Origin of the sequence: Rhizobium mulingense, assembly GCF_029194105.1 — a bacterium.
GTDB classification, from domain to species: domain Bacteria; phylum Pseudomonadota; class Alphaproteobacteria; order Rhizobiales; family Rhizobiaceae; genus Rhizobium; species Rhizobium mulingense.
The window spans coordinates 451,719-471,451 of record NZ_JARFVE010000004.1 but is presented as its reverse complement, the minus strand read 5'-3'; the positions used below and the strand labels follow the sequence as shown (position 1 = coordinate 471,451).

Below are 19,733 nucleotides of genomic sequence, written 5' to 3'. Positions count from 1 at the left end.
AGACGCCGGTCTTTCGCCGAGCCGGGGCAACCGGCTCTGCCCTGCGGCGCGAATGATGGGTTGAGGTGACGCTCGCCAACGGCTATCTCAGGCGGTTCCCGCAAACGACAAGGCCACGGCTTCCATGATCCCCGACTTCCTCGTCACCCATTCCGGTGGCTTCCATGCCGACGAATTGCTGTCGAGCGTCATCCTGACCCGGCTGTTCCCGCAGGCGCGCATTGTCCGCAGCCGCGCGCCGGAATGGATCACGCCGGGGAAAGACCGCATCATCTATGATGTCGGCGGCGCCTATGACGCCGAAGCTGGGATTTTCGATCACCATCAGCGCGGCGCGCCGCTGCGGGACGATGGCCAGCCCTTGAGTTCCTTTGGCCTGATCTGGAAGCATTACGGCCATGATTATCTCGCCGCCGCGGGTATTCCCGAAGAGAATATCGCCGAGCTCCATGCTTCCTTCGATGCGAGCTTCGTCCTGCCGATCGATCTGACGGATAATGGCGCGCTCAGCCCCTCCGGACCGCTCGCCGGTCTCACCCTGCCCGCCCTGCTGGAAACCCTGAAGCCGGTCTTCGATGACCGCGCCCCCGAGGCAGACGACCGCGCTTTCCATGCAGCGCTTGCCATCGCCAGCAGCTTCGTCGAGGCAAAGATCGCCCAGAGCGCCGCGAAATTGCGAGCCGAAGCGATCGTGCAGCAGGCAATCCGCTATACCGGTGAAGGCCGCGTTCTCGAATTGCCGCTGGGCATGCCCTTCCGCCCCGCGATCGTGAAGGCAGGCGCCGATCACCTGCTCTTCGTCGTCCACCCGCGCGAGAAGGATTGGTGCGTGACCGGCATCCGGCGCGCCGACGAAGGCTTCGAGCTGAGAGCCGATCTGCCCGCCGCCTGGGCCGGCCTGACCAATGGCGAACTGGAGGCCGTCTGCGGCGTACCCGGCGCCAGCTTCTGCCACAACGGCCGCTTCATCGCCGCTGCCAGGACCCGCGAGGCAGCCCTCGCCATGGCCGGGCTTGCGGTCGAGGAGGCGGTTTCTATCGGAAAGGTCTGATCGCGGCCAGGGACGTTGAACAGAAGATGCCGGAGCCTTCAACCCTGCCGAGATTGTTGGCAGGCCGGCCCACCACCCTCCGTCATGCTCGAGCTTGTCCCGAGCATCTGCCTCCGGTCGACAGGGCGGGAGATCCTCGGCACAAGGCCGAGGATGGCGCCGAGTTGAGAATGAGGGCTATCAAAGCAAGAAAGGCCGAGCTTTCAGCCCGGCCTTCCGTTCAATATCAGCGAAGTCGCTTAGTTCACGCTCTTGTCGACCAGCTTGTTCTTGCCGATCCAGGGCATCATGCCGCGCAGCTTGGCGCCGACTTCCTCGATCTGGTGGCTGTCGTTGTTGCGGCGGATACCCTTGAAGCGGGCCGCGCCCGAGCGGTATTCCTGCATCCATTCGGAGGTGAACTTGCCGGTCTGAATGTCCTTGAGGACGCGCTTCATCTCGGCCTTGGTTTCTTCGGTGATGATGCGCGGACCGGTGACGTATTCGCCCCACTCGGCCGTGTTGGAGATCGAGTAGTTCATGTTGGCGATACCGCCTTCATAGATCAGGTCGACGATCAGCTTCACTTCGTGCAGGCACTCGAAATAGGCCATTTCGGGCGCGTAGCCTGCCTCGGTGAGCGTTTCGAAACCGGCGCGGATGAGCTCGACGAGACCGCCGCAGAGAACGACCTGTTCGCCGAAAAGGTCGGTTTCGCACTCTTCGCGGAAGTTGGTTTCGATGATGCCCGAACGGCCGCCGCCGACGCCGCAGGCGTAGGAGAGAGCGAGTTCGAGCGCGTTGCCGGATGCGTTCTGGTGAACGGCAACGAGGCAGGGAACGCCGCCGCCCTTCTGGTATTCGCCGCGAACCGTGTGGCCCGGGCCCTTCGGCGCGATCATGACGACATCGACCGAAGCCTTCGGCTCGATCAGGCCGAAGTGAACGTTGAGGCCGTGAGCAAAGGCGATGGCTGCGCCGTCGCGGATGTTCGGCGCGATGTCGGCCTTGTAGATGTCGGCCTGCAGCTCGTCCGGCGTCGCCATCATCATCAGGTCGGCCCAGCCGGCGGCTTCGGCAACGGTCATGACCTTGAAGCCGTCGGCTTCAGCCTTCTTGACGGTGGGCGAACCGGCCTTCAGAGCGATGACGAGGTTCTGAGCGCCGCTGTCCTTGAGGTTCAGCGCATGGGCACGGCCCTGCGAGCCGTAGCCGATGACGGCGACCTTCTTGGCCTTGATGAGGTTGAGATCGGCATCACGATCGTAATAGACGCGCATTTGAAGTTCCTTCCCTTGTGCTTGTCCTGTTGACTGTCATTCAGGCGAAATCAGCCGAGAGCCGGCATCTCCGCCAGTACCTTTTCCGTGCCGTAGAGCCGGAGGAAGGCGGTCACCGCCTTCTCCGCCTGGCGCGCGGTATCCTTGAGGCCGGGTTCGCCGAGCAGCATGCGCACATGCAGGTCGGAGACCACAAGGCCGTAGAGCGTATGATAGGCCTCGTCGGCATCGGCAAAGCGCAGCAGCCCTGCCCTCTTGCCGGCATCGATCAGCGCCATGGCGCGCCGGTCGATCTGGCGGCGGCCGCGCTCCAGCAGCAGCTTGCCGAGCTTCGAGCCGTCGCGATGCGACTGGCCGATCGCCAGCCGGTTCAGCGCCAGCGAGACGTCGCCGGCCAGCACCTCGAGCAGGTCGCGCGCGAAGATGACGACATGGTCGTGCAGGCTCGCCGCCGTCAGCCGCTCGCCGTTGCGCTCGAAGGTGCGCACCTTGCTCGCCTGATAGGCGATCATCGCAGACAGCAGACCATCGCGGTCGCCGAACCACTTGTAGAGGCTTTCCTTGGAGCAATTGGCGGCGCGCGCCACACCCGAGGTCGTCAGCGCCTTCTCGCCGCCATCGACGAGCAGCCGCAGCGCCTGTTCCAGAACGGCGTTCTGGCGCGGCGAAAATTCGCTCGGCTCTGCAGTATCGACGGACACGATCACGGCTCCCATATACGTACCGTACGGTACGGTTCGTGAGCTTTATGCGGCAAACCGATCGGGCCGTCAAGCCGGGCCCGGCAGATTTTTATACGGGAAAGCGGGCCCGGCACCAGAATTGGATAGGCGGACACTGATGGCGATTGCATAATGCTTGTCGAACGTCATTTGCCGGGAGCCTTCCATGCCGCGCCATTCTGCTGCCCTTCTCCTGGCCGGAGCGCTGCTCCTGGCGACGGCGCCCTTCACCGGCCGCGCCACCGCGCAGGATAGCGAGGTCTATGACCGCATCGAGGAATTGCACGGCGATGCCGCGGGCTTCGACCGGCCGCTGCGCCAGCTCGTTCTCGCCATGCGCTCCGGCGACACCGAGACCATCGCCGGCCTTGCCGAATATCCGCTAAGCGTGAAGGCCAATGGCGAGACTTACGATGTCGAGAACGCCGAGGATTTCGTCGAGAATTTCGACGATCTGGTGACGCCTGAGACCCGCCGCGCCGTCGGCCGCCAGCAATATCAGGATCTCTTCGTCAGCAGCGAGGGCGTCATGCTCGCCAACGGCGCCGTCTGGATGGGCGCGGTCTGCGACGACAACGCCTGCGACGAGAGCCATTGGGCGATCATCGCCATCAACAATTAATCTCGCGCAGCCATGTCAGCCATCGCTGCGAAGCTTGCGCGCCAGCGTCTGCAGCTCCTTGAAGGCTTCGTAACGCTTGCGGTGGAGATCGGAAACCTCGCCGTCCGACGGCTGAAAACGTGTCTCCACCCTGGTGAGCTCGCTCATCGCCGCGCGCACATCGGCAAATTGGCGGCCGGCGACGGCCCCGAGAATGGCCGCGCCGAGCAGCACCGGCTCTTCGGCCTTCGTGGCGACCACCGGCTTGCCGCTCGCATCGGCAAGCACCTGGCGGACGAAATCGTGCTGGCCGGCGCCGCCGCTGATGACGATGTTTTCGACGGTGACGCCCGCCTCGGCCTGCGTTTCGATGATCTGCCGGAGGCCGTAGCCGATGCCGCAAAGCCCGGCGATGTAGAGCGCAACCAGGCTGTCGAGATCCCGCTCCATGCCGAGACCGGCGATAACAGCCCGGGCGTGCGGATCGGCAAAGGGCGCGCGGTTGCCGAGGAACTCGGGAACGACATGCAGCCCGGCCGCCAGCTTGACCGCATCGGAAGCACGGCCCGCCTTGCCGGCGGCCATGTCGGCAAGCAGGACCGGCAGCGCAGTGCCGGCGCTCGTCGCAAGCTCCCTCGCCTCGCCGGCCGCCGGATGGAAGGAGAGGAGCTGGTCGATCGCCGCGCCGGCGGCACTCTGGCCGCCCTCGTTCAGCCAGAGGCCCGGCACCATCGCCGAATAATAAGGTCCCCAGACTCCGGAAACGAAAGACGGTTCCGCCGTCGAGGTCATCGTGCAGGAAGAGGTCCCGAAGACATAGGCGAGATTGGCCTGCGGATCGGCGCCGACGGTTCCGACGCCGCCGGCATGGGCATCGATCAGCCCGGCCGCAACGGCCGTGCCCGGTATCAGGCCGAGGTCCTCTGCCGCAGCAACGGTCAGTCCTTGACCAAGCGCCGAGCCGGGCTCGACGATGGAGGTGCCGATGCGGGCAAAACCTTCGTCCGCCAGCACGCCGAGGCCGATCTGATGGAAATAGCTGCTGTCCCAGCGCTTTTCATGGGCGAGATAGGTCCACTTGCAGGTGACGGTGCAGGTCGAACGCGAGAGGTCGCCGGTCGCCCGCCAGGTGAGGAAATCCGCAAGGTCGAAGAATTGCCAGGCGGCATCGAACACCTGGGGGCGGTTTTCCCTGAGCCAGAGAAGCTTGGGCGTTTCCATCTCGGGCGAGATGCGGCCACCGACATAGCGCAGCACATCATGCCCGAAGGCGTTGATGCGCTCCGCCTGCGGGACGGCACGGTGGTCCATCCACACGATGATGTCCCGGTCCGGATCTTCCGAAGGCCCGACGGGCAGCGGCTTGCCGCCTTCGCCGAGGACGACGAGCGAGCAGGTGGCGTCGAAGCCGAGCCCGACCACGGAAGCCGGATCGACGCCGGCTGTGGCAACCGCCTCCCGCACAGCCGCGCACACGGCGCGCCAGATTTCGCTGCTCGACTGCTCGACGATGGAACCGGCTTCATGAAACAGGCTGATATTGCGCTTGGCGGAGGCCAGCATGCTGCCGGCCATATCGAACAGGCCGGCCCGGGCGCTGCCGGTGCCGACATCGACGCCGATGACGTATCTGGCATCCGCCTCCGGGGTGTGGAATGTGTCGCTCATGGTCTCTCGCTTCAGATCGCCTGCGATCGGGGTTGATGGGCAGTTTCAGCCCGATTTCAAACTCTACGTCTGGAAAGATCGCCTCCAGGGAGGCTGACATTACGCAGTCGCGGCGCCATGGCAAGGAGGCCAACGCGCTGGGCAGATGCCGTCACAGCCTTCCTCCGACATTTTCGAGAATGGCGGTGAGCTCCCCCGCCCCTGTCGCAACGGCGGCCGCTCCGGCGGCATCGAGCACCGCGCGGCGGCCGGGCCTCGGATCGGCCGGATCGACAAAACCGATGGCCGTCATGCCGGCGGCGATTGCCGCCGCCACGCCATGGACGCTGTCGTCGATCATGACTGATTTGCCCGGGCGGGCCTGGAAACGCTCGGCGCAATGCAGCAGCAGGTCGGGCGCGGGCTTCGGTCGGGAAACGAATTCGGCGCTGAACACGTCTTCGCCGAAGGCGCACCAGAGATCGAGCTTGCCGAGGCTGTTGCGCAGCCGCCGCATCGTGCTGTTCGATGCGACGCATTTCGGGCGGTCGAGATTGTTGACGACCTCGGCAATGCCGGCAATCGGTGTCAGCGAGCGTTCGAATTCCTGGAACAGATGGCGATGCCACCTCTCGAACAGCGCCTCGACATCGCTGATTCCGTATTCGCGCCGGCACATTTCGGCGATGATGCTTTCCGAATTGCCGGTGAATTTGACATGGGCCTCCGCCGCGCTGATCGCAATACCGGCGCCTTGAAGCGTTTCCGCGAGCGTACGGCTGGCGATCGGCTCGCTGTCGATCAGCACGCCGTCGCAATCGAAGATCACGAGGTCGATGCTGTCCATGGCGCTTCGCGTGCCGGGATGATCGATGCGGCTATCGAGCATGCCTCACCTCCGCGCTTGCAGGGCGAGATCCGGCCGGTCCGTGGTGATCTGCCGGATCGGTTTGGCGAGCCAGTATTCGAGATCGCTCGTTTCGTTCGGAACCCAGGCGCCGAGCCGGTCGAGCGGCACGTGCTGGGTGATCTCGTCCCACTTCGCCTGAAGCAGCGACTTCTCGATCGCGATAATATCCGAGCACTGCTTCATCAGGCGGAGGCCGCTCGCAAGGCCGAGGCGCTCGGCCGACTTGGCGTCGAAGGACGACAAGGTGCGAATTCCGGGCGCGGCCTTGCGAATATCGGCAAGCACGTCGGGATGAAAGCTCGTCAGGATCGAGCGCTCCTTTAGACCAAGCCGCTCGACGGCGGCGAATGCCTTGGCCGCCAACCCCTCGTAAGGCGTCCCGTCGGCGTGCGTCTTCAGTTCGATGTGAAGTTCGAGCGGCGTGTCCTTGAAGACGGCAAGGACCTCTTCCAGTGTCGGGATCGCCTCCCCGTCGCTGTCCTTGAGGCTGATTTCCCGATGTTTGCCGGGTCCGAGATCGGCGACCGGCCCATGTGTATCCGTGGTGCGTTCGAGCGTCGGGTCATGAATGACGAGCATTTCGCCAGACCGCGTCAGGTGGATGTCGAATTCCACGCCATCGACCGGCATTTGCGCAAGTTTTCGGAAGCCTGAAAGACTGTTTTCAGGCCAGAGATTGCGGCCACCGCGGTGGCCGATGATATGCACCATCGTCTGAATATCCTTGAGATCTTCGTGTTATTTTCCGGAGTCCACCAGCCCTTTGGTGAACCAGCGTTGCATGAAGAGAATGACGGCCGCAGGCGGCAGCATGACGAGCAGCGCAGCGCTCATCGCAATGTTCCAGGCAGGCGCGGAGTCCGAGACCGGAACGAGCTGCTTCAGCCCGAGGACGGCCGTTCCCATCTCCTTGTCGGTGGTGAAGAGCAGCGGCCACAAATACTGGTTCCAGCCGTAGAGAAACAGAATGATCGACAGCGCCGCGATGTTGGCGCGCGACAGCGGCAGCAGGATATCCTTGAAGAACTTCAACGGACCGGCGCCGTCGAGCTTGGCCGCCTCGCAAAGCTCGTCGGGAACGGTCAGGAAGAACTGCCGGAACAGAAAGGTCGCCGAGGCAGAGGCGATCAGCGGCAGGATCAGCCCGGCATAGCTGTTGACCATGTTCCATTTCAGCGAGGCTTCGATGCTGTATCCGGTCAGCCGTTCGACGACGCCGGAAAGGCCGATCGTGCCGGCAAGCCAGCGGATCGGCCCGGCAGCATCGGCGACCGCTTCATAGGTTGGGATGATGCGGACCTCGACCGGAAGCATCAGCGACACGAAGATCAGCCAGAACGCCGTCATGCGGAACGGGAAGCGGAAATAGGTGACGCCGAATGCGGCGATCAGCGAGATCGCCAGCTTGCCGACGACGATGCCGGCGGTGACGATGATCGAATTCAGGAATAGCTGGGAGAACTCGCCCTGCTGCCAGGCGGCGGCCAGGTTTTCGAAGAAATGCGAGCCGGGCAAGACCGGGAACGGCGCCTGCTGAACCTCCTGCAAGGTGAGCGAGCCGGCGACGAAGGCGAAATAGAGCGGCAGGCAGACGAAAACCGCGCCGATCAACAATATGGCGTGGCAGAAGATCGATAGACCGAGATGGCGTTCGGGCATGGCTACACCTGGTAATTGACCTTGCGCTCGAGCGCGCGGAATTGAACGATGGTGAAGAGGATGGCGATCAGCATCAAAAGCACCGACTGGGCGGCCGACGAGCCGAGGTCGAGCTGCACGAAACCGTCCTGATAGACCTTGTAGACCAGGCTGTTCGTCGCCCCCGCCGGACCGCCGCGGGTGACCGCGTCGATGATGCCGAAGGTTTCGAACAGGCCGTAGACGAAGTTCATCACCACGAGGAAGAAGATCGTCGGCGAGATCAGGGGAAGCGAAATGGTGAAGAAGCGCCGCACGGGCCTTGCGCCGTCGAGCTTTGCCGCCTCCAGCAGCGAGGCCGGCACGGCCAGCAAGGCCGCGACGAGAAAGATGTAATCGTAGCAGACATTCTTCCAGACCGAGGCGATCGTCACCAGAAGCTGCGCATCGAAAGGCCGCCGGTTCGGGTCCCATTCGAAACCGAACCCATGCAGAAGCTGCGCGACCGGCCCCACCGCCGGATTGAACAGGAAGGCCCAGATCACCCCCGATATGACAGGCGCGATCGCATAGGGAAGCAGGATGATGCTCTTGTAGATCCCCCGGCCCCTGATCACGAAATCGGTCGCGAAGGCAAAGAGACCGGCAAGCAGAAGCGTTGCGGCGTTCTGGGCCACGGTGAACCAGAGCGTGAACAGCGCGCTGCCGCGATATTCCGGGCTTGCGAATAGATTGTAGAAATTCGTGAGCCCGACGAAAATCTCGGTGCCGCCGAAGGGATCGACCTGCACGAAGGCCAGCGACAGCGCCTTGTAGGAAGGAATGAAAAAGAAAAACAGCAGGATCAGCAGCTGCGGCGCGACCAGCCCGAAGGCAAGCCACGGCCTATTGAAGTGGGCGGACTTCAACCCGGCCTCCGACGGCTGCGCGACCGAGCGGCCCGTCGACAGAAGATCCGGGATGCGAAGGCGCCGGGCGGCGCCTTCCATCTTTCCCATGGTTCTACTTTGCTGCATGAAGCTGCTCGTACTGGCGAAGGATCTGGTTTCCGCGCACCGCCGCCTCATCCAGCGCCTCCTGCGGGGTTTTCTGGCCGGTCCAGACGCCCTGGATCTCTTCCACCAGAAGCGCCATCGACTGGTTATGGTTGCCGAAGCGGAAGCCGCGCGAATTGTCGGTCGGTGTTCCGCGCGTGAGCTGGAGAATGGCGATCTCGCGGGTCGGGTGATCCTTGAAATAGCCCTCGGACTTGGCCTGTTCATAGGCGGCGTTGGTGACGGGCACATAGCCGGTCTGCTTGCTCCACCAGACCTGCGTCTTCGGTGAGGCGAGGAAATTCAGGAAGGCGGCGGCACCGGCATATTCCTCATCCGACTTGCCTTTCAGGACCCAGAGCGCGCCGCCGCCGATAGTGCTGTTCTTCGGCTCGATGCCTTCCTCATGCGGCAGGAACGTCGCACTCCAATTGAATTTCGCACCGCTTTCGACGGCAGCATGCGCCGCGGTGGAAGCCACATAGGTCGAGCAGGTGCCCGAGGTGAAGAGCTGGTCGGGCGAGAGGCCCTGCCCAGCGATCTGCAGGATGCCGGCGTCGAGCCAGGTCTTGAGGCGCGTCACCTGGCCGACGACCAGCGGACTCTTGTTGAAGATGAATTCGGTGTCGAGGCCGCCGAAGCCATTCGCCTTGGTGCCGTAAGGCTGGTCCTGGATCGCCGCGTAGTTCTCGATCAGGCTCCAGTAGAAGTCGTTCGCCAGCGCCATCTGGCACTTCGAAACGCCCTTCTCCTTGATGGCACGCAACTGCTTGTCGAGCTCCTGCCAGGTCTCGCCCGGCTTGTCGAAACCGGCTGCCTTGAAGTGATCGGCATTGTACCAGAAGATCGGCGTCGAGCTGTTGAAGGGCATCGCCACCGGCTTGCCGTCGACCAGATAGAAACCGGCGACCGGCGCTACGAAATCGTTCCAGTCGATCTTGTAGCCTTCTTTTTCCATCAGGTCCGGTACCGGAATAATGGCGCCGGAATTGTACATGGTGAGAAAACCCCGCTCGGCCGCCTGGATCAGCACCGGCTGCTGGCGGACGCGGTAGGCGGCCACCATTGCCGCCATGGTCTCCTCGTAATTGCCTTTGCCGATGCCGACGACCTCGTATTTGTCCTGCGAGGCATTGAAGTCGGCGATCAGCTTGTTGGTGATTTCGGCGAGGCGCCCGCCTGCCGCATTCCACCATTCGATCTTGACGCGATCGGCTGCGCTCACCTCACCCGCAGCTGCCAATCCAAGCGTCGCCAGTCCAGCACCCGCCGCGAACGAGCGGATCGCCCGCCGCAAGCGGGCGCCCATCGAAGACTCTGCCGTCATTTCGTTTTCCTCTCCATAGCCGTTGTTCGCCGACCGGCGCGCTTGCGCCGATCAACCCCTCCCAGAGTGGCGATAAAACAAGGTTGGGGTTACTTGTTACAAATGTCAATAGCATGTTACAAATGTATGACGACGGCGAAGGAGGATGCCATGGCAGCGATCGAACTCATCGATTTGAAGAAGAATTACGGAGCGGTTCCCGCGGTGAAAGGGATCAATCTCAGCGTCGCCGACGGCGAGATGATCGTGCTGGTCGGGCCTTCGGGATGCGGGAAATCAACCCTGCTGCGGATGATCGCCGGCCTTGAAGCCATAAGCTCGGGGCACTTGAGAATCGCTGGAAACGATGTCGGCCATGTCGATCCGGCCGACCGCAACATCGCCATGGTCTTCCAGAATTACGCGCTCTATCCCCACATGACTGTCCGTGAGAATCTCGAATACGGCCTCAAAAATCGCCGCGTGCCGCGCGACGAGATCGACCGGCGGATCGCCAATGCCGCCGGCGTTCTCGAGATCGGCGAGTTCCTGGAGCGGCGCCCTCGCCAGCTCTCGGGCGGCCAGCGCCAGCGCGTCGCCATGGGCCGCGCCATCGTCCGCGATCCCGCCGCCTTCCTGTTCGACGAGCCTCTATCCAACCTTGATGCGAAGCTTCGCGTGCAGATGCGCGTCGAAATCCGCAGGCTCCAGCGGCAGCTGAAGACCACGAGCCTCTACGTCACGCACGACCAGCTCGAAGCTATGACGCTCGCCGACCGGCTCGTGGTCATGAACGGTGGCCGGATCGAGCAGATTGGCACGCCGATCGAGGTCTACCGCCGTCCCGAGACCGTCTTCGTTGCCGGCTTCATCGGCTCTCCGCCGATGAACCTGATCGATCTGGACGAGCTCGGCCCCTGTGACCTCGCGCTTCCCAGAGACACGGATCTCATCGGCATCAGGCCGGGTGCGGTCAATCTCGGCGACGGATCGGCGCACGATCTCCGGTTCGACGCCCTTGTCGAATTGATCGAGACTGTCGGCGACGAGAACAACGTACATCTGCGCATCGATGGCAGCGACAAGCGCATCGTCGCGAGCGTTCCCACCGATCGGCGGCTGCAGGAGGGCGACCGCATTTTCTGCCATGTGCGAAGGGGTGATCTGCACCCCTTCAACAGGACGACGGGGCGGCGAACCGATTGACCGGCTGACGGCGGGCCCCTGCGATTGACAAGCGCCGGGGATTTGAGATCCATGGCGTCGAAGCGGAGGCGCAGTTTTATCGCATGTCACAGAACAGAAGTGCTTCTCTTGCGCCCGTAGCGCTGCCCGACGAGCAGATGCAGGTGCGCGTGGTCTGGCTCTATTACATGGAGGGACGCACGCAGGGCGAGATCGCCGAAGCGCTATCGACCAACCGGCTTCGCGTCAACAAGATCATCGCCGAAGCGCGACGGTCCGGCCTCGTGACGATCACGCTCAATTCCCGGCTAACCTCCTGCGTCGCCCTGGAACAGCAGCTGGCGGCGGAATTCAACCTCACTCGGGCGATCATCGTTCCGACGCCGGAGGACGCGGAACTCATCCCTGTTCTCCTCGGCCAGGCGGCCGCCGATTATCTCACGCAATTGCTGAACGGCGGCAATATCCGCGGCGTCGGCGTCGGCTGGGGGGCGACGCTGCGCGAAATGGTGCGCCACATGCCGTCGCTGAGACGGCCCGATCTCTGCGTCAATTCGGTCATGGGTGGGCTGACGCACGGCATCGAGATCAATACGTTCGACATTGCGAGCGATCTCGCCCGCCAGCTCAATGCCGAATGCGCCTATCTCGCAGCGCCGATCTATGCCGGCAGCCCGGCGTCGCGCACCGCGATCATCAAACAGGACGTTTTTGAAACGGCCTTTCGCCAGATCGAGGCCAATGACGTCATCGTGCTCAGCATCGGCGACATGACCGAGCGCTCGCTGCTGATGCGCTACGGCCTGCCGAGCAACATCAATATCGAGGAGCTGCTCGCAGCCGGCGCCTGCGGCGATATTCTCGGCCAGTTCATCGACAAGACAGGGCGGCCGATCGAACATGCGATCAACAGATGCGCGATTGCTCCTGAGCTCGAAGCGCTGCGCGCCATTCCGAACGTCGTCTTCGCCTCCGGCGGCCTGAACAAGGCGCAGGCTATCGCCGCCGTGCTGCTGTCCGGTCTGGGCAACGTGCTGATCTGCGACGAAGACACGGCCCGGCAAGCGCGACAGCTTGCACTCGATCTGAGGGCAGGCAACGGCTCATAGAGCCGCCGGACAACCGGCAGGAACCGAAAGGGACTCTTGCGGCACCACCTTCTCGATCGCGTAGAGCTTGGCGAAACCGGCATCCTCGACCAGCGTCAGGCCGACCGGCATCACAGTGCCTACATACCGGTCGGAAGTATCCGCATTGACGGCGAGGATGAAATCAAAACGTCCGCGCCAGTCCAACAGATAGGGTGTGAAGTCTTCATAGGCCTGCATCATTGCCGGGCACAAAAGCACGCCGATCGACAGCAGATTGCCTTCGGGGACCGCGATCTCAGACCATGGTGTCAGAACCGATAGCGGCTGCTTGCCTTTCGCGGTGAAGAGGGTCGGCACGAACGCATGCGCGAAAGGCGTGGCAAGCGTTGGAAGGTGCCAGAAAGTCTCTTCTCTGAAGAAAAAATACCGGCTGGAGTGCGCAAGGCCGCTCACCGTCTTGGGATCATGCTCCAGAGGCAGAACGGCCGCGCCGACCGGCACCTTTTTAAGCACGGTCTCGACGGCAGCAATGTCCTTTTGTGCAAGCCACCAGTTCCAACCGATCCAGCCCGTCCGGCCGAAAACCGCGAGATTGACGACGAGCGCCAGCAACAGCGCCTGGCGGCGCGTCAGATTGGCGAAAGGACACACCATCGCCATGGCAACGAGTGCCGTCATGATCGGAAAGCGCCAACTGATCCATCCAGTTCCGAGCATATGGCGAGGCGATACACAGGAGAGCAGCAGCAGCCCGCTGGCTGCCACGGCAAGCCCCGCATGCACGCGGATATCGCCCGCGCGTGCGGCACGCGTGCAGATGAGAATCAACGGCAGAACCATCACCACGTCTACCGCCGGAATGTATGTGGTGATCGCGGAGAGCAAATTCATGACAATCAGGACGACGCCGTCATTCCAGGCAAGGGCAAGGCCGTTATCACCGGCATTGGGCAAAGCTGGCGAACGGAGATAGAGTGCCAACGGCGGCAGAACGCATGCGCCCAGCGCCAGCGTTAACCGGCTGGCGAGCCTCACCAGGCCGGACTTCGATCGCAAGACATCGAAACGCCAGGAAAATTCGAGGCCGCAGATAATCGCCATATAGAAGCCGAGCGAGAAGATGTGCATCACCGTCAGCATCAGCATGGCGGCAAGCCGCCAGGCGAAAAGCAGCAAGGGATTGCGGCGCTGTAGTCGCAGGTCGGCGCAGGCGAAGAACAAGGCCATGCCAAGGCCGATCTGGAAATTGATGAATCCACCGATCATTGTAGCGCACCAGCCAAGCGACAGCATGGCGATCTGCCAATAGTGCCGGCCGCCGAACAGCGCCCGGTGCAAACTGATTGCGCCAAGCGGCGGCAGTACGATCGCCAGGAAAAGCAAAGCCCGCGCCAGCCTGTCTGCGCCGACGAGCGGCCCCATCCAGGCCGCCAGAAGGTCGATGCCGACATTGGTGAAGGTGCGGTTCCAATCGACCGTATAGACCTCCGGAAAAGGCCGCTCGCCGATGCCCCCGGATAGCAGCCAGATACGGGCGTAGTGATTTGCGTAATCAAGAATCGGCGGAAAGCGGAACAACACGACCAGGGTGGCGACAAACGCCACGAAAACAGCGATCGCAACGGTGGAATCCTGCCGGGCCACCAATTCATCAGACCCGGCTGCCGCTACAGCAGGCGTGGAAATCCGGTCCATTATCCGATCCGATTGCTCTTGTGCGACGATGCCAACGCTTCGAATCCGAAGGCAGTATCCAGCGCGGCGCGCTTGTCGCCGGCATTCATCTCGGAAAAAGCAGTCGGCAGCTCGGCGCGTTCGCGGCCCCGCAGGATCGTTTCGATCATGAACATCGGCCGCTTCTTGCTTTCCTGCACGAGACGGCCGAGATATTCGCCGATGATGCCGATGCAGATCAGCTGGATGGCGCTGAAGGCGCTGACGGCGGCCATGATCGACGACCAGCCGGTGACCGTCTCGCCCTGCAGCCAGCGAACGAAGGTATACACGAGCAGCGCCATCGCGATGCTGGCGCTGATCATGCCGAGCCATGTAGCGATGCGCAGCGGCGTCGTCGAGAAGCTGGTGATCGCATCGAGCGCGAAGTTGATCATCTTGCGCAGCGGATATTTGGTCGTGCCGGCGAAGCGGGCATCACGCTCGTAGGGCAGAGCGACCTGCCTGCCGCCGATCCAGCTGACCATGCCGCGAATGAAGCGATCGCGCTCCGGCATCGCCAGCAGGATATCGACGACGCGCCGGCGCATCAGCCGGAAATCGCCGGTATCGTGCGGGATGGTCACGGAAGCGAGCCTGGAAAGCGTGCGATAGAACAGCGAAGCGATGGCGAGCTTGAACCAGGTCTCGCCCTCGCGGCGCGTGCGTTGGCCGTAGACGACGTCTGCGCCGCGCTCCATTATCGGCATCATCATCAACAGCAGCTCGGGCGGATCCTGAAGATCGGCGTCGATCAAAAGGACGCGCTCGCCGCGCGATGCGGAAAGGCCGGCCGTCGACGCCAGCTGGTGGCCGTGATTGCGCAACAGACGGACGCCGAGCACCTGCGGCAGCTTCGCCGCCAGTTCCGAAATGATCTCCCAGGTGCCGTCGGACGAGCCGTCATCGACGAGGATAATCTCGAAGGCATCGCCGGCAACGCTCTGAGCAGCGGCGGCCGCACGGCGACAGAACTCGCGCAGTCCCTCTTCCTCGTTATGGCAAGGAGCGACGATGGAGAGAAGTGGTGCTTGCGTCATGCGCTGGTCAGTGCCTACTGGATGTTTGGCGCCAGACTAGCCGCGAAAAGTCAAACATCCTTTAATACAGAGCAAAGCAAGTATATCGCGCCGGGCGCGGCGTCTATTCCGCCGCCATCATCTCGCGCACGCCGTCGATGTAGCGGACCGGCGAAGCGCCGTAGAGGCGGCTGTATTCGCGGCTGAACTGCGACGGGCTCTGATAGCCGACGCGATGGCCGGCGGTGCCGGCGTCCAGTCGCTCCACCAGCATCAGCCGGCGCGCCTCGTGCAGGCGAAGCTGCTTCTGATACTGCACCGGTGTCATCGCCGTCACCGACTTGAAGTGGTGATGGAAGGACGACACGCTCATGCTGACGCGTTCGGCAAGGTCCTCGATGCGCAGCGGCCGTGCGAAATTCTCCTTTAGCCAGGCGACGGCACGGGCGATCCTGTTGCTGTGGCTGTCCGATGTGGCGATGTTGATCAGCCGCGCGCCGTGCGGCCCCGTCAGCACCCGATAGAGGATCTCCTGCTCGATCAGCGGCGCCATGGCCGGAATGTCGCCTGGACAATCGAGCAACCGGAGCAGACGGACGGCGGCATCCATGAGCTCCGGTGGCGCGACGCTCACGACCATACCGCGCTGTCCGTCGCTATCGGCGGCCGGGCGCGGAATATCGGTGCGGCTGAGCAGCTCCAGAAGCTTTTCGGAATCGATCGCCAGCCCCAGACAGAGATGCGGAACCTCGGGGCTAGCCTCCGTGACACGCCAGGCGACCGGCAGGTCGAGCGAGGTCAAGAGATAGTCTCCGGTTCCGTAGCTGATGCGTTCTGTGCCGAGCTGCAGGCTTTTGGCCCCCTGCAGCACGAAGGCAAAACAGGGACGGTACCTGCTGTGAAAGGGATCGCTCGGCCTGGAACGCCGGCTGATGCGGAGATTGCCGATCTCGGTCGAGAACTCGCCGTCGTCGGTCGCGAAGCGCATCGCTATATCGACGATTTCCTGATAGGGGTTGAAAGGCAAAGTCATGCGGCAACTCTTTCTGTCTAACGCCTGCTGAACGGCTCTTATCCGAAGTGGCTTCTATCTAGGTTCGCCCAGGCAATTCGAAAACAGGCCATCGGCTCATTTTTGCAGGATCGTGCAAGAAGCTTGGAGGATCACTCTACCTCCCTGGCCGCGTTCGGAGCAATAGTGCGCCATCCCGCTCAACCCCACCTCAAAAATCGAAAAAGGATGGTTCCCATGCCTATTGCAAGAGGCTACGCCGCGACTGATGCTTCCAAGCCGCTGACCCCTTTCACCTTCGAACGCCGCGAGCCGAACGCCGACGACGTCGTGATCGACATCAAGTTTGCCGGCATCTGCCATTCGGACATCCACACCGTGCGCAACGAGTGGAAGAACGCCGTCTACCCGATCGTGCCGGGCCATGAGATCGCCGGCATCGTCTCGGCAGTCGGCTCCGCCGTGACCAAGTTCAAGGTCGGCGACCGCGTCGGCGTCGGCTGCTTCGTCGATTCCTGCATCGGCTGCGCCGAGCGCGACCTCGACCGCGAGCAGTATATGCCGGGTCTCTGCGGCACCTACAACGACTTCGAAGCCGACGGCAAGACGCGGACGCAGGGCGGCTATTCTGACTCGATTGTCGTTAGGGAAGGCTACGTCATGTCCATTCCTGACAACCTTCCGCTCGATGCTTCCGCGCCGTTGCTCTGCGCCGGCATCACGCTCTATTCGCCGCTGCGCCACTGGAATGCCGGCCCCGGCAAGAAGGTCGCGATCGTCGGCATGGGCGGCCTCGGCCACATGGGCGTCAAGCTCGGTTCGGCCATGGGCGCCGATATCACCGTTCTCTCCCAGAGCCTTTCCAAGAAGGAAGACGGGCTGAAGCTCGGCGCCAAGGAATATTACGCCACCAACGATCCCGAGACATTCACGAAGCTCGCCGGCACGTTCGACCTGATCATCTGCACCGTCAGCGCCGAAATCGATTGGAACGCCTATCTCGGCCTTCTCAAGGTGGATGGTTCTTTCGTGGTCGTCGGCGCGCCGGAAAATCCAATCCCGGTGCATGCCTTCTCGATCATCCCCGGCCGCAAGAGCATCTCCGGCTCGATGATCGGCTCGATCAAGGAAACTCAGGAAATGCTCGATTTCTGCGGCAAACATAACATCGTCTCCGAAATCGAGAAGATCAACATCGATCAGGTCAACGAAGCTTATGAACGCGTCCTGAAAAGCGACGTCCGCTACCGCTTCGTCATCGACATCGCCTCACTGGCGGCTTGAGGAACAAGAGCGGCTCCTTCGGGAGCCGCTTTTTTATTGGCGGCACATTCAAGCTTCCTCTGCGCACCTCAGCATGAGGCTCTCTTGGACTGCAACCGCAACAAATATTCCACAGGGTTGAACGGATCAGGCCCCGACCGTGGACGCAGGCGCGGCGGCCCTGATATCGCGGCATGGTGATCGAAAGCCGTCTCCATCGTCCCTGCCCCGCTCGTCAGCCCCGGCAATTGCTGCTGGACACGCTGGACCATCGCTGACACCAGAGTGCCTTCCAAATGCGCCATGCCATCGGCAATCACCGAATCCGTCGTCGTAGCGGCGGATTTCGCAAGCAGGGTCAGCACGCCGCCCAGACTCTCGGCCGGCGTTTCCAGATGAAAGCGGTCTACCGGTTCGCAGAGCACGGTTTGCGCGGCCGAGAGCGCCGTTGCCAGCACCCAGGGCGTCAGCTGCCGGAAGTCGGCGGCAGTGCTTGCCGGTGAGCTGTGGCGCGCTGCCGTCATCGCCACATGGCAATCGATGACCTGCCAACCGAAAATGCCTTTCAGCGTCTCGAACACGGCCTCCTCGACCGCCCGATAAAAGGCGACCGGCATCTGGCCGACATCCACTTCGAGCGCGAAGCTGTTGCCTGCGCCGGCGGGACGCGGCTCGACCCGCAGGCCGACAGTCGCAAGAAACGGATTGGGCTCCTTGAAGAGGATCTGCAGGCCGCTTCCTGTTGCCGCCGGCGTCTCGGCCAGGATGGCCGTGCTTACCTCGAAGCTGGCATCGAGGCCGAAATCCGCCAGCAGGGTCGATTGGATAACCTCCTTCTGCACCTCGCCGTAGAGCGAGACGAAGACCTCGTCGGCATCTTCGTTCCGGTGCAGGTTGATCAGGGGATCCTGTTCGGCCATCTGGCTTAACGCCAGCCACAGTGCTGCCCTGTCCGAAGGCCGTCGGGCAAGGACGCGGGTTTCGAGCGTCGGCGGCACGAAGTGGGCCCTTCCGGTCGGGCCCCGATCGCCGCCCACGGCATCGCCGATCCGGGCGCCGGCAAGCCCGCTGACGCGCGCGATCTGTCCGGCGATAAAGCTCTCGGCGCCATGACTGCGCCCGGCCTGAAAGAGCTGGATTGCGGTCACCCTTTCCGGGCCCTTCGGCAGATCGAGATATTGCCGAAGCCGCACCGTGCCCGCCGTCAGATACACATAGCTCAGCTTCTCGCCGCCCCAGCCGCGCTCGATCTTGAAGATCTTGCCGGCGACCGGCCCATACGGGTTGGGGCGCCGCTCGGGCAAGATCGCCGTGATGGCCGAAGCTAGCGCCGGCACGCCGGCGCCGGTCATGGCCGCCCCCGCGAAGACGGGATGCACCAGGCCGCGCGCCACCTGATCGGCCAGAGCGTTGCCGAGCCTTTCCTCCGTCAGGCGCTCAGGGGCGAGCACATAATCATCGAGCAACACTTCGTCGTTTTCCCCGAGCGCCTCGCAGAGTGCCGAAAAAAGTGGCTCGTTTCCCGGGTCCAGGGCTTCCACCCGGGTAAGCTTGCTGCCGGCATCGATGACCGAAGACATGGGGATGGGGCGCACCGCGAGCTGCGAGGCAAGCGCCTCCATCACCTCCCCATACCGGGCGCCGAGGCGATCGACCTTGTTGATAAAAAAGACGAAGGGAACGCCGAGCCGCCGCAGCGCCCGCACCAGCACGCGCGTCTGCGCCTGCACGCCTTCGACCGCCGAAACTACGACCACCGCCGCATCCAGCAATCCCAGCACCCGTTCCACCTCGGCGATGAAATCCGGATGGCCGGGCGTATCGATCAGATTGACGGTCCTGCCGCCGATCGCAAACGACACCACCGCGGCCCGGATCGTGATGCCGCGATGCCGTTCGAGTTCGAGCGTATCCGTCTGTGCATCGCCGCTATCGACGCTGCCGAGCTTGTCGATGACGCCGCTGTTAAAAAGCAGTCTTTCGGTAAGGCTAGTCTTGCCAGCATCCACATGGGCGAGGATGCCCAGATTCATAGTGCGCATGAACCACCAACTTCTCAGAAATTCGGATGTGATTTTCGTGAGAAGTGACTCGGCGCATTGGAACCTCTATCCGTTGATACGGCTGGATGCGGCGCCCACTGATGGGAAGACGCGGGTGGGATGCTACGGGCGTTTGGGGAGATGTGTCAAGGTTGGGCGTGTGCGCCGGGCACAACGATCAGCCCTCATGGTGAGGAGGCCCGTAGGGCCGCCTCGAACCACGAGGGCGGGTGGCTGGGC

Annotated in this window: 17 protein-coding genes; 5 read left to right on the top strand and 12 right to left on the bottom strand. The window is 62.9% G+C overall.

Going from position 1 to position 19,733, the window contains the following annotated elements:
- Window positions 1–124 precede the first annotated feature (124 nt).
- Window positions 125–1,051, top strand: a complete 927-nt coding sequence (locus PYR71_RS11140) for an MYG1 family protein (RefSeq protein WP_275619383.1) — start codon at window positions 125–127, stop codon at window positions 1,049–1,051.
- Between the two features lie 239 nt (window positions 1,052–1,290).
- On the opposite strand, the gene ilvC is transcribed toward PYR71_RS11140, so the two are convergent.
- Both ilvC and PYR71_RS11130 read right to left on the bottom strand, forming a co-directional pair.
- Window positions 1,291–2,310: a ketol-acid reductoisomerase gene (ilvC, locus tag PYR71_RS11135; RefSeq protein WP_004668557.1), complete on the bottom strand. Its 1,020-nt coding sequence runs from the start codon at window positions 2,308–2,310 to the stop codon at window positions 1,291–1,293.
- A gap of 50 nt (window positions 2,311–2,360) precedes the next feature.
- Complete coding sequence (locus tag PYR71_RS11130) at window positions 2,361–3,026, bottom strand: TetR/AcrR family transcriptional regulator (RefSeq protein WP_275619382.1); 666 nt, start codon at window positions 3,024–3,026, stop codon at window positions 2,361–2,363.
- 172 nt (window positions 3,027–3,198) lie between these two features.
- Between PYR71_RS11130 and PYR71_RS11125 the strand changes: the two genes are divergently transcribed.
- Window positions 3,199–3,654 carry a hypothetical protein gene (locus PYR71_RS11125; RefSeq protein ID WP_275619381.1) on the top strand — a complete coding sequence of 152 codons (456 nt, stop codon included), beginning with the start codon at window positions 3,199–3,201 and terminating at the stop codon, window positions 3,652–3,654.
- 15 nt (window positions 3,655–3,669) lie between these two features.
- On the opposite strand, the gene PYR71_RS11120 is transcribed toward PYR71_RS11125, so the two are convergent.
- From PYR71_RS11120 to PYR71_RS11095, 6 genes are all read right to left on the bottom strand, one after another.
- On the bottom strand, window positions 3,670–5,301 hold the full coding sequence (locus PYR71_RS11120; protein WP_275619380.1) for an FGGY-family carbohydrate kinase: 1,632 nt from the start codon (window positions 5,299–5,301) through the stop codon (window positions 3,670–3,672).
- Between the two features lie 151 nt (window positions 5,302–5,452).
- The gene (locus PYR71_RS11115; protein WP_275619379.1) at window positions 5,453–6,169 is read right to left on the bottom strand and encodes an HAD family hydrolase; all 717 of its coding nucleotides are present in this window, start codon (window positions 6,167–6,169) and stop codon (window positions 5,453–5,455) included.
- Between the two features lie 3 nt (window positions 6,170–6,172).
- Window positions 6,173–6,901 (bottom strand): glycerophosphodiester phosphodiesterase family protein, encoded by a 729-nt coding sequence (locus PYR71_RS11110; protein WP_275619378.1) that lies wholly within the window; start codon window positions 6,899–6,901, stop codon window positions 6,173–6,175.
- A gap of 27 nt (window positions 6,902–6,928) precedes the next feature.
- On the bottom strand, window positions 6,929–7,849 hold the full coding sequence (locus tag PYR71_RS11105; RefSeq protein ID WP_275619377.1) for an ABC transporter permease subunit: 921 nt from the start codon (window positions 7,847–7,849) through the stop codon (window positions 6,929–6,931).
- A 2-nt stretch (window positions 7,850–7,851) separates the two neighbouring features.
- Entirely contained in the window at window positions 7,852–8,817 is a 966-nt protein-coding gene (locus tag PYR71_RS11100; RefSeq protein ID WP_275619601.1) for an ABC transporter permease subunit, read from the bottom strand.
- A gap of 13 nt (window positions 8,818–8,830) precedes the next feature.
- Window positions 8,831–10,189 (bottom strand): extracellular solute-binding protein, encoded by a 1,359-nt coding sequence (locus PYR71_RS11095; RefSeq protein WP_275619376.1) that lies wholly within the window; start codon window positions 10,187–10,189, stop codon window positions 8,831–8,833.
- 150 nt (window positions 10,190–10,339) lie between these two features.
- On the opposite strand from PYR71_RS11095, the gene PYR71_RS11090 reads away from it, so the two are divergent.
- Window positions 10,340–11,374: a sn-glycerol-3-phosphate import ATP-binding protein UgpC gene (locus tag PYR71_RS11090; protein WP_275619375.1), complete on the top strand. Its 1,035-nt coding sequence runs from the start codon at window positions 10,340–10,342 to the stop codon at window positions 11,372–11,374.
- Between the two features lie 83 nt (window positions 11,375–11,457).
- Window positions 11,458–12,462, top strand: a complete 1,005-nt coding sequence (locus PYR71_RS11085) for a sugar-binding transcriptional regulator (protein WP_275619374.1) — start codon at window positions 11,458–11,460, stop codon at window positions 12,460–12,462.
- On the opposite strand, the gene PYR71_RS11080 is transcribed toward PYR71_RS11085, so the two are convergent.
- From PYR71_RS11080 to PYR71_RS11070, 3 genes are all read right to left on the bottom strand, one after another.
- The gene (locus tag PYR71_RS11080) at window positions 12,457–14,139 is read right to left on the bottom strand and encodes a hypothetical protein (RefSeq protein ID WP_275619373.1); all 1,683 of its coding nucleotides are present in this window, start codon (window positions 14,137–14,139) and stop codon (window positions 12,457–12,459) included. The two genes, PYR71_RS11085 and PYR71_RS11080, sit on opposite strands and share 6 nt — an antisense overlap.
- Window positions 14,139–15,197, bottom strand: a complete 1,059-nt coding sequence (locus PYR71_RS11075; protein ID WP_275619372.1) for a glycosyltransferase family 2 protein — start codon at window positions 15,195–15,197, stop codon at window positions 14,139–14,141. The genes PYR71_RS11080 and PYR71_RS11075 overlap by 1 nt, the downstream gene beginning before the upstream one ends.
- A 103-nt stretch (window positions 15,198–15,300) precedes the next feature.
- A complete protein-coding gene (locus PYR71_RS11070) occupies window positions 15,301–16,209 on the bottom strand; it encodes an AraC family transcriptional regulator (RefSeq protein ID WP_275619371.1) in 909 nt (302 codons plus the stop codon).
- Between the two features lie 216 nt (window positions 16,210–16,425).
- On the opposite strand from PYR71_RS11070, the gene PYR71_RS11065 reads away from it, so the two are divergent.
- Window positions 16,426–17,472 carry an NAD(P)-dependent alcohol dehydrogenase gene (locus PYR71_RS11065; protein ID WP_275619370.1) on the top strand — a complete coding sequence of 349 codons (1,047 nt, stop codon included), beginning with the start codon at window positions 16,426–16,428 and terminating at the stop codon, window positions 17,470–17,472.
- A gap of 68 nt (window positions 17,473–17,540) precedes the next feature.
- Here the strand turns inward: PYR71_RS11065 and PYR71_RS11060 are convergent, their stop codons facing one another.
- Entirely contained in the window at window positions 17,541–19,493 is a 1,953-nt protein-coding gene (locus tag PYR71_RS11060; protein ID WP_275619369.1) for an elongation factor G, read from the bottom strand.
- Between the last annotated feature and the right edge of the window lie 240 nt (window positions 19,494–19,733).